Source organism: Paludibacterium sp. (assembly GCF_019232825.1).
Classification (GTDB): Bacteria; Pseudomonadota; Gammaproteobacteria; order Burkholderiales; family Chromobacteriaceae; genus Paludibacterium.
The window spans coordinates 1-7887 of sequence record NZ_JAFAND010000099.1; the positions used below are offsets into that span (position 1 = coordinate 1).

General features: G+C 60.8%; 4 protein-coding genes. 3 read left to right on the forward strand and 1 reads right to left on the reverse strand.

The annotated features are described in order from the left end of the window. On the reverse strand, positions 1-4752 hold a 4752-nt coding region (locus JOZ06_RS13265; protein ID WP_293233186.1), incomplete at its 3' end, for an NAD-glutamate dehydrogenase. A gap of 276 nt (positions 4753-5028) precedes the next feature. Between JOZ06_RS13265 and JOZ06_RS13270 the strand changes: the two genes are divergently transcribed. The 3 genes from JOZ06_RS13270 (at position 5029) to JOZ06_RS13280 (ending at position 7737) form a co-directional block, all read left to right on the forward strand. Continuing rightward, a complete protein-coding gene (locus JOZ06_RS13270; protein ID WP_293233188.1) occupies positions 5029-5793 on the forward strand; it encodes a transporter substrate-binding domain-containing protein in 765 nt (254 codons plus the stop codon). A 178-nt stretch (positions 5794-5971) separates the two neighbouring features. Beyond that, positions 5972-6916, forward strand: a complete 945-nt coding sequence (locus tag JOZ06_RS13275; RefSeq protein ID WP_293233190.1) for a GlxA family transcriptional regulator — start codon at positions 5972-5974, stop codon at positions 6914-6916. A 50-nt stretch (positions 6917-6966) separates the two neighbouring features. Beyond that, entirely contained in the window at positions 6967-7737 is a 771-nt protein-coding gene (locus JOZ06_RS13280) for a class I SAM-dependent methyltransferase (RefSeq protein ID WP_293233192.1), read from the forward strand. The last annotated feature ends 150 nt before the right edge of the window (positions 7738-7887 follow it).

Here is a 7887-nt window from a genome sequence, read left to right on the forward strand (position 1 = left end):
CGTCTCGAAAGCCTGCAGTTCAGCGAACATCTGCTGGCAAATATCGACGTGCTGCGCGCGCTTGGCCAGCCACTGTTCGGCAAACGACTGGCTGCCGCCGGCATCGGTCAGCGCGAGCCCCGTCAGCGAGCGCTGCATGCGATACAGGTCGTCGCGCAGCGCAGAGCGCGCCAGCGATTGCCAGCGGTTGTCGCGCGGCAGGCCGGTGATGGCGTCGCGCAGCCAATCCAGCTGCAGATTGGCCGCTAGACGGTAGTAGTTGCGCGCCACGATCTCCGGCGCCACCTTGCCCGCGTCCGCCAATTCCAGAATGTCCATCAGCGGCACCGCGAACTCCAGCCGCGCCAGAACGCGGATCAGGTCCTGCGGCACGTTGGGCAGATCCAAACGGGCCTCCCAGTCGGCGACAAGCGCATACTGGCGCGAGTCGATCAGCTCAGGCAGACGCGCGATCAACGCGCGCACCTTATCGGCATACTGCGCGATCAGTTTGTCGACCGACCCGATCGGCCGCTTATTGCGCAACACCCAACGCGTCACGCGCTCGACCAGTGTGCGCACCAGCACCATCATCGCCATCTGGCGGTCGGCCGGCACCTTGCTATCCAGTCCCTCTATACGCTGCCACAGCGACTCGGCGTCGAACACCCGGCTCGCCACCCACCAAGCCCGAGCGATTTCCGCTGCCGAGAACGGCGACTCCTCTTGCAGTCGGAACACGAACGTCGTGCCCATGCGGTTGACGATCCGATTGGCCAGTTGATTGGAAATGATCTCGCGCTTCAGATGGTGGCGCTCCATCTGGCCGCGGAATTTCTTTTGCAGCGCTTTGGGGAAATAGTTGACCAGCACCGGCAAGAAATCGGGATCTTCCGGCAGATCGCTCGCCAGTAACGCCTGATCGAGCGAGATCTTGCTGTAGGCGAGCAACACGCCGACCTCGGGAGAGGTCAGCCCCTGCCGCGCCAAGCGGCGTTCGTTGATTTGGGTGTCGCTCGGCAGGAACTCCAGCTCCCGGTTCAGCTCGCCGCTCTTTTCCAGATGATGGATCAAACGCGCGTGCGTCGACAACATCGATGCCGCTTCCTGGCGCTTGATGGCCAACAGCTCGGTTTGCAGGTAATTGTTGCTCAACACCAGATCGCCGACGTCCTCCGTCATCTCCGCCAAGAGTTCGTTGCGCTGCTTGAGCGTCATGTCTCCCGCCTGAATCACCGCGCCCAGCAGAATCTTGATGTTGACCTCGTGGTCGGAGCAGTCGACCCCGGCCGAGTTGTCGATCGCATCCGAGCAGTTGAGCCCGCCTTTCAAGGCGAACTCGATACGGCCACGCTGCGTGCAGCCCAGGTTGCCGCCCTCGGCCAGCACCTTGACCTTGAGATCGCCGGCATTGACGCGCAACCCGTCATTGGCCCGATCGTGCGCGTCGAGGTGGCTCTCGCTGCTGGCCTTGAAATAGGTGCCGATGCCGCCGTTGTAGAGCAAGTCGGCCTCAGCCGTCAGGATGGCGCGGATCAGCTCGTTCGGCGCCAGATGCTCGTCCTCGACGCCGAGCCATGCACGCACTTCCGGCGACAGCGGGATCGACTTGGCCGAACGTTCGTACACCCCGCCGCCCTTCGAAATCAGCTTGGCGTTGTAATCGGTCCAGTTGGAGCGCGGCAGCGCGAACAGGCGCTGACGCTCGGTGAAGCTCTTGTCGGCATCCGGATTGGGATCGAGGAAGATGTGCAGATGGTTGAACGCCGCCTTCAGGCGAATGTGCTTGGACAGCAGCATGCCGTTGCCGAACACGTCGCCGGCCATGTCGCCGATGCCGATCACGGTGAAATCCTGTTCCTGGGTATTGATGCCCAAGTGGCGGAAGTGACGTTTGACCGACTCCCAGGCGCCGCGCGCGGTAATGCCCATCTTCTTGTGGTCATAGCCGGCCGAGCCGCCCGAGGCGAAGGCGTCGCCCAGCCAGAAACCGTAGGCTTGCGACACGCTGTTGGCGATATCGGAGAAGGTTGCCGTGCCCTTATCGGCGGCGACCACCAGATAGGGGTCGTCCTCGTCCAGGCGGCGTACGTCGACCGGCGGCACAATGGCGCCGCTGACCAGGTTGTCGGTCAAGTCCAGCAAGGCGGACACGAAGGTGCGATAGCACGCGATGCCTTCGGCCATCCAGGCCTCGCGCTCGGACGCGGGCGGCAGCTGCTTGCAAACAAAGCCGCCTTTGGAGCCCATCGGCACGATGACCGAGTTCTTGACTTGCTGCGCCTTGACGAGCCCCAGCACCTCGGTGCGGAAGTCTTCCATGCGGTCCGACCAGCGCAAACCGCCGCGCGCCACCTTCGAGCCGCGCAGATGCACGCCCTCGACGCGCGGGCTGTAGACCCAGATTTCAAACAGCGGCCGCGGCTGGGGCAGGAAGGCGATGACGCTGGACTGCAGCTTGAACGACATATAGGGCTTGGGTTGACCATCCTCGCCGCGCTGCCAGAAATTGGTGCGGCGCGTGGCCAGGATCACCGTCAACAACCCATTGAGAATACGATCCTCATCCAGGTTCGCCACCAGATCCAAGCGCGCGTGCAACTGCTCTTCCAGTTCCGCGGCATGCTTGAGGTCGGCCGCGCGCGGGTCGAGCCGCGCGGCGAACAGGCTCACCAAATCACGCGTGATGTCGGGATAGTTGGTCACGCACTGCTCGATGTACGCCTGACTGAAGGTCAGCCCGCCTTGGCGCAGATATTTGGCCAGCGCGCGCACCAGCGAAATCTGGCGCCAATTGAGGCCGGCGACCAGCGCCAGCCGGTTGAAGCCGTCATTTTCACAACGCTTGCTGAAGACTTGGCTCAACAACTCTTGGAAATCCTGCTGAACCTCGTCGCGCAGCATCTGCTCGAACAGGCCGCCCAAATCGAGGCCGAAATCGCTGATCCACACCGTGCTGCCATCGGCGCGCTTCACGCAATAGGGGTGCTCGTCGCGGACCTTGACGCCCATGTTTTCCAGAATCGGCAGGCTGGCCGACAATCCCAGCGCCTCGCCATGGCTGAACAACTTGAGATTGAAATCCTCGGCATTGCGATGAAACGGCCGGTAAAGCTTCATCGTCAGCGGCGACGAGGCGGTCACGCTTTCCAGATGCTGAATGTCCAGCACGGCGTTGCGCACCGCGAACTCTTCGCGGTACGCCACCGGGAAGGCCTGCTTGTAGTCATTGAACAGGCGGTTCCCCTCCTCCTCGCCATGCGCCTCGATCAGCTGCTGGTGCAGCTCCTCGGTCCATCCCCGCACCAGGCGCTCGATCTCCGCTTCGATCTCGTTTTCGCGGAATGCCGGCAACTTGGCGGCATGGGTACGAATAATGTAGTGCACGCGCGCAAGCATGGCGTCGCCGATCTGCACGCTGAATTCGGTCGAGTTGCCTTGGAAGGCATTGAGCAGCACGCGCTCGATCTTCAAGCGCACTTCGGTGCTGAAACTGTCGCGCGGCACATACACGAGGCTGCTGACATAGCGGTGATAGCGGTCGGTGCGCACGAACAGGCGCACGCGCGGCCGTTCCTGCAAATTGACGATCCCCTCGGCGATCGGCGCCAAGGTCTCCGCCGGAATTTCAATCAGCTCATCGCGCGGATAGCTCTCCAGCACAAAGTTGAGCGTCTTGGCCTTGTAGCTGTTTTCCACGTAGTCGCAGCTGGCGATGACGCTTTCGACCTTGCGGCGCAAGATGGGGATGTCCTTGGGCGACGCCTGATAGGCGCGCGCCGTATAGAGGCCCAGGAAGCGACGCTCGCCGATCACCGCGCCCTTGGCGTCGAAGCGCTTGATGCCGACGAAATCGACGTAAGCCGAGCGGTGGATGATGGACCGGGTTTGCGACTTGTTGAGGATGATGAGCTGCGGCAAGTGCGCCAACTCGCGCAAGGTCTGCGGCAACTGCTCGAAGCTGGCGGAGTACTCTTTGTCGCCCTGGTCCTTGAGAATCCCTAGGCCGCTGCCCTTGACGATTTTCAGGCTATCCTTGCCATCGCGCTTGACCAGGTCGTAATCGCAATACCCCATGAACAAAAAATGATTGTCGGCCGTCCACTGCAGGAACTCGACCGCTTCCTTGGCTTCCGTTGCGCGCGCGCCCTTGATCTTCGCCAGATCCTTGCCGATTTCGGCCAATACCGCGCGCATTTTCGGCTCGTCGCTGACCACGAGGCGGATATCGGAAATGACCCGGTGAAGTTCATCCTGCAGCGTCTGCATCACGCTTTGGTCGCTGACGCGGTCCACTTGCACGTGGATATAGGACTCGCGCAGCAGATCGCCTTCCCCGGTACGCTGGATATCCTGCAAATTGCCCGCCGCGTCGCGCTTGACCGCCAAGACCGGATGGACGAGCAAGTGCAAATTCAAATTGTGACGCCCGAGGAACAGCGCCAGCGAATCGATCAGGAACGGCATGTCGTCGGTCACCATCTCGATCACCGAGTGGGTCGATTGCCAGCCGTCACGCTCGAAATCCGGGTTGTAGATACGGATCTTGGACTGACCCGCCGAACGCTTGCGGGCAAAATCGTAGTGCGCCATCGCGGCGCCGAACAGATCGAGCGAAGAGAAGCGGCTCAAGTCGCCATGCTCCGCGCCTTCAAAGTAAACCGGGAAAAAGCTCAGCTGCTTATCGGCATCTTTCGCCGACAATTTGCTCTTGGCCACGGACTGAATATCCGCAATCAGACTAGCCAATTCTGTTTTATTGGTCAGGGACATAGTTTTCTCTTGTTGTTAGCACTTTACATGCCCAAAGCAACGCGATGGCTCTCTTTGAAGTCCTGTCCGCATCGCTCTTGGAACGGGCATCGCCAGGACCGCCCGGGTCTCCAAACCACTATAGCCGCTTGCAAATCGGAAACGACACCTGAAGTGCAAGAAAATACCAGTGGTATGCCCGGCCGGTTGCCCACGCATTTAATACCTTTTCCTTAGACTAGAGCAAGCTGATAAACTGATGGCATCCTGTAATAGCTGCCTCGGCCGGGACCCGTCATGCGCTTTTTCGCACTGTGGCTTGTCGCTTTGTGCTTCCCCGCGATGCTTCATGCCGAAACACTGCGCTTCGGCATGGATCTCAATTACCCGCCCTTTTCCTGGCAAGACAGCGACGGTCAGCCGCAAGGCTTCGATGCCGACATGGCCCGCGCGCTCTGCCAAGACATGAAGGTCCGTTGCCAGATCGTGCCGCAAGATTGGGATGGCCTGGTCAAAGCGCTCTACTTGGGCAAATTCGACGCCATCCTGTCTTCGATGCAGATTACCGCGTCACGGCGGCAGAACCTGGATTTCACCCACCGCTATTACCACATCGCCAGCCGCATGGTGACCCATGCGGGGTCTCCAGTGACGCGACACGGCTTCACCGGCCGCGCCATCGGCGTGTTGCGCGGCTCGACGCAGGCGAGTTTCGCCGAGGATTATTGGGGCAAATCGGGCGCACGCATTGTCGAGTACGACAAGGTGCCGGCGGCCTTCGCCGACCTGGCCCGGGGCCGATTGGCGGCAGTATTCGTCGACAACGTGGTCGGCAGCGACAGCTTCTTGTCCAAGCCGCAGGGAAAAGGCTTCTCGTTTGTAGGACCGGCATTCGACGATCCGCGCTACTTCGGGGAAGGCGCCGGCATCGCCGTGCGCAAAGGCGACGCGGCGCTGCAACAACGGCTCAATCAGGCGCTGGCCCATCTGCGTCAGAACGGAATCTATCAACAAATTGAAAAGAAGTACTTCAGCATCGATATTTATGGCAGTGCACCATGACAACCCCGGCCGATCGGGCTGCTAATCTTGCTCGCAAAGTCGCAAATAATCGTACAATACACACCTAGCGTTATTAATGCGGCGTTCCAGCTATACGTCATTCATGACAGCGGGCCGTTTACTTACTACGGAAGCTATGGGTCTCCAACCGCAAGCAGTCAAACCTCTCCGCTATGGCATGCTCTTGCTGCCTCACACCTCGATGGCCGACTTCGCGATGGCCTGCGAGGTTCTGGCACGCGCCAACCAATTGGCCGAACGAAAAATTTATGAATTTCTGACGCTGTCGCTGGACGGCACGCCGGTCGCGCTGAGCAATGGGCTGCAATATGCGGTAGATCTGCCGCTCGGCTACAGTCCCCGTCTGGACGGCTTGCTGATCTTTGCCGGCGATATTTCCAGTGACATCAACATCGATGAGCTCTCTCGCGGCATCCACGCCCAGAACATGGAAAAAATGCAACTGGCCGGGATCGGTTGCGCCAGTTACTGGCTGGCACGCGCGGGCATGCTGAATCAACATCGCGCCACCATTCATTGGCAGGACATCAATCAATTCACCGAGGATTTTCCCGACGTGGTGGTGTCTTCCAACCTGTACGAAGCGGATAGCACCGTCATGACGTGCGCTGGCGGCGTGGCCACGATGGATTTCGTGTTGTCGCTGATCGCCGCGCAGCAGAGCCATGAGTTCGCCTCGCGCCTCTCCGAAGTGTTCATCATGGAGCGCACCCGGCCGGGCAACGAACGTCAGCGCATCCCCCTCGCCACCCGCATCGGCGGCAGCCAGCCCAAACTGACCGAAGCGGTCAGTCTGATGGAGGCCAATATCGAGGAGCCGCTGTCCACCGACGACATCGCCTATTACGTCGGCGTATCCCGTCGTCAGCTGGAACGGCTGTTCAAGCAATATTTAAGCACCGTGCCATCCAAATACTACTTGGAGCTGCGCTTGAATCGCGCCCGGCAGCTGCTGCAGCAAACATCCAAATCCATCGTGCAAATCAGCCTCGCCTGCGGATTTTCCAGCGGCCCGCATTTTTCCAGCACGTATCGCAATCATTTCGGCATCACCCCGCGCGAGGAGCGCGCACAGCGCACCCAACCGCAATCACAGGGATAACAACGGGGCAGGCCTTGCCGCCCCACATCCCGTCACACCAGGGAGGCGTCATGGCGGACATCCATCACGCGGCGGCACGCGGCTTCAGCCAAGCCGCCGATGCCTATCAGAGAGGGCGTCCCGACTATCCCGACGCGCTGCATGCCTGGCTTTCTGACCGCTTGGGTGTGAAACCGGGACGCCAGGTCCTCGAACTAGGCGCGGGAACAGGCAAATTTACCCAATTGCTCCACGGCACGGATGCCACGGTGTGCGCATTGGAACCGGTGGCCGCCATGCGTGCGCAACTGCAGGCACTGCTGCCTGACGTTGCCACGCTAGACGGCCGCGCCGAGGCGATCCCGCTGCCGGACAAAGCGATGGACGTCGTTGTCTGTGCGCAGGCCTTCCACTGGTTTGCCAACGCGGATGCGTTAAACGAGATCCACCGAGTTCTCAAACCCGGCGGCCGGCTTGGCTTGATCTGGAACGTGCGCGACGAAAGCTGCGATTGGGTGCGCCAAATCACCACGCTGATCGCGCCCTTTGAAACGGGCGTGCCGCGTTTCCACTCCGGCGCGTGGCGGGCCCCCTTCGCCGACGGTCTCTTCAGTCTGCCCGAACCCGATTGCTTCCCCCACTTTCATACCGGCGCGCCGGAGCACGTGATCGTCGACCGCATTCTATCGGTCAGCTTCATCGCCGCACTGCCGGAAGGTCAGCGCGAACAGGTGCGGCAACAACTGCGCGATCTGATCCAGCAGCACCCGCAGCTGTCGGCGCGAACCTCGGTTTCTTTCCCCTATCGCACCGAAGCCTATTGCTGCGTGCCGCGCGCATAAACCCACAAAGCAAAAAGCCCAGACCTTGTGGTCTGGGCTTTCGTATGGGGCGTCTGGCGGTGTCCTACTTTCACACGGCGAATGCCGCACTATCATCGGCGCTAAGGCGTTTCACGGTCCTGTTCGGGATGGGAAGGCGTGGGACCACCT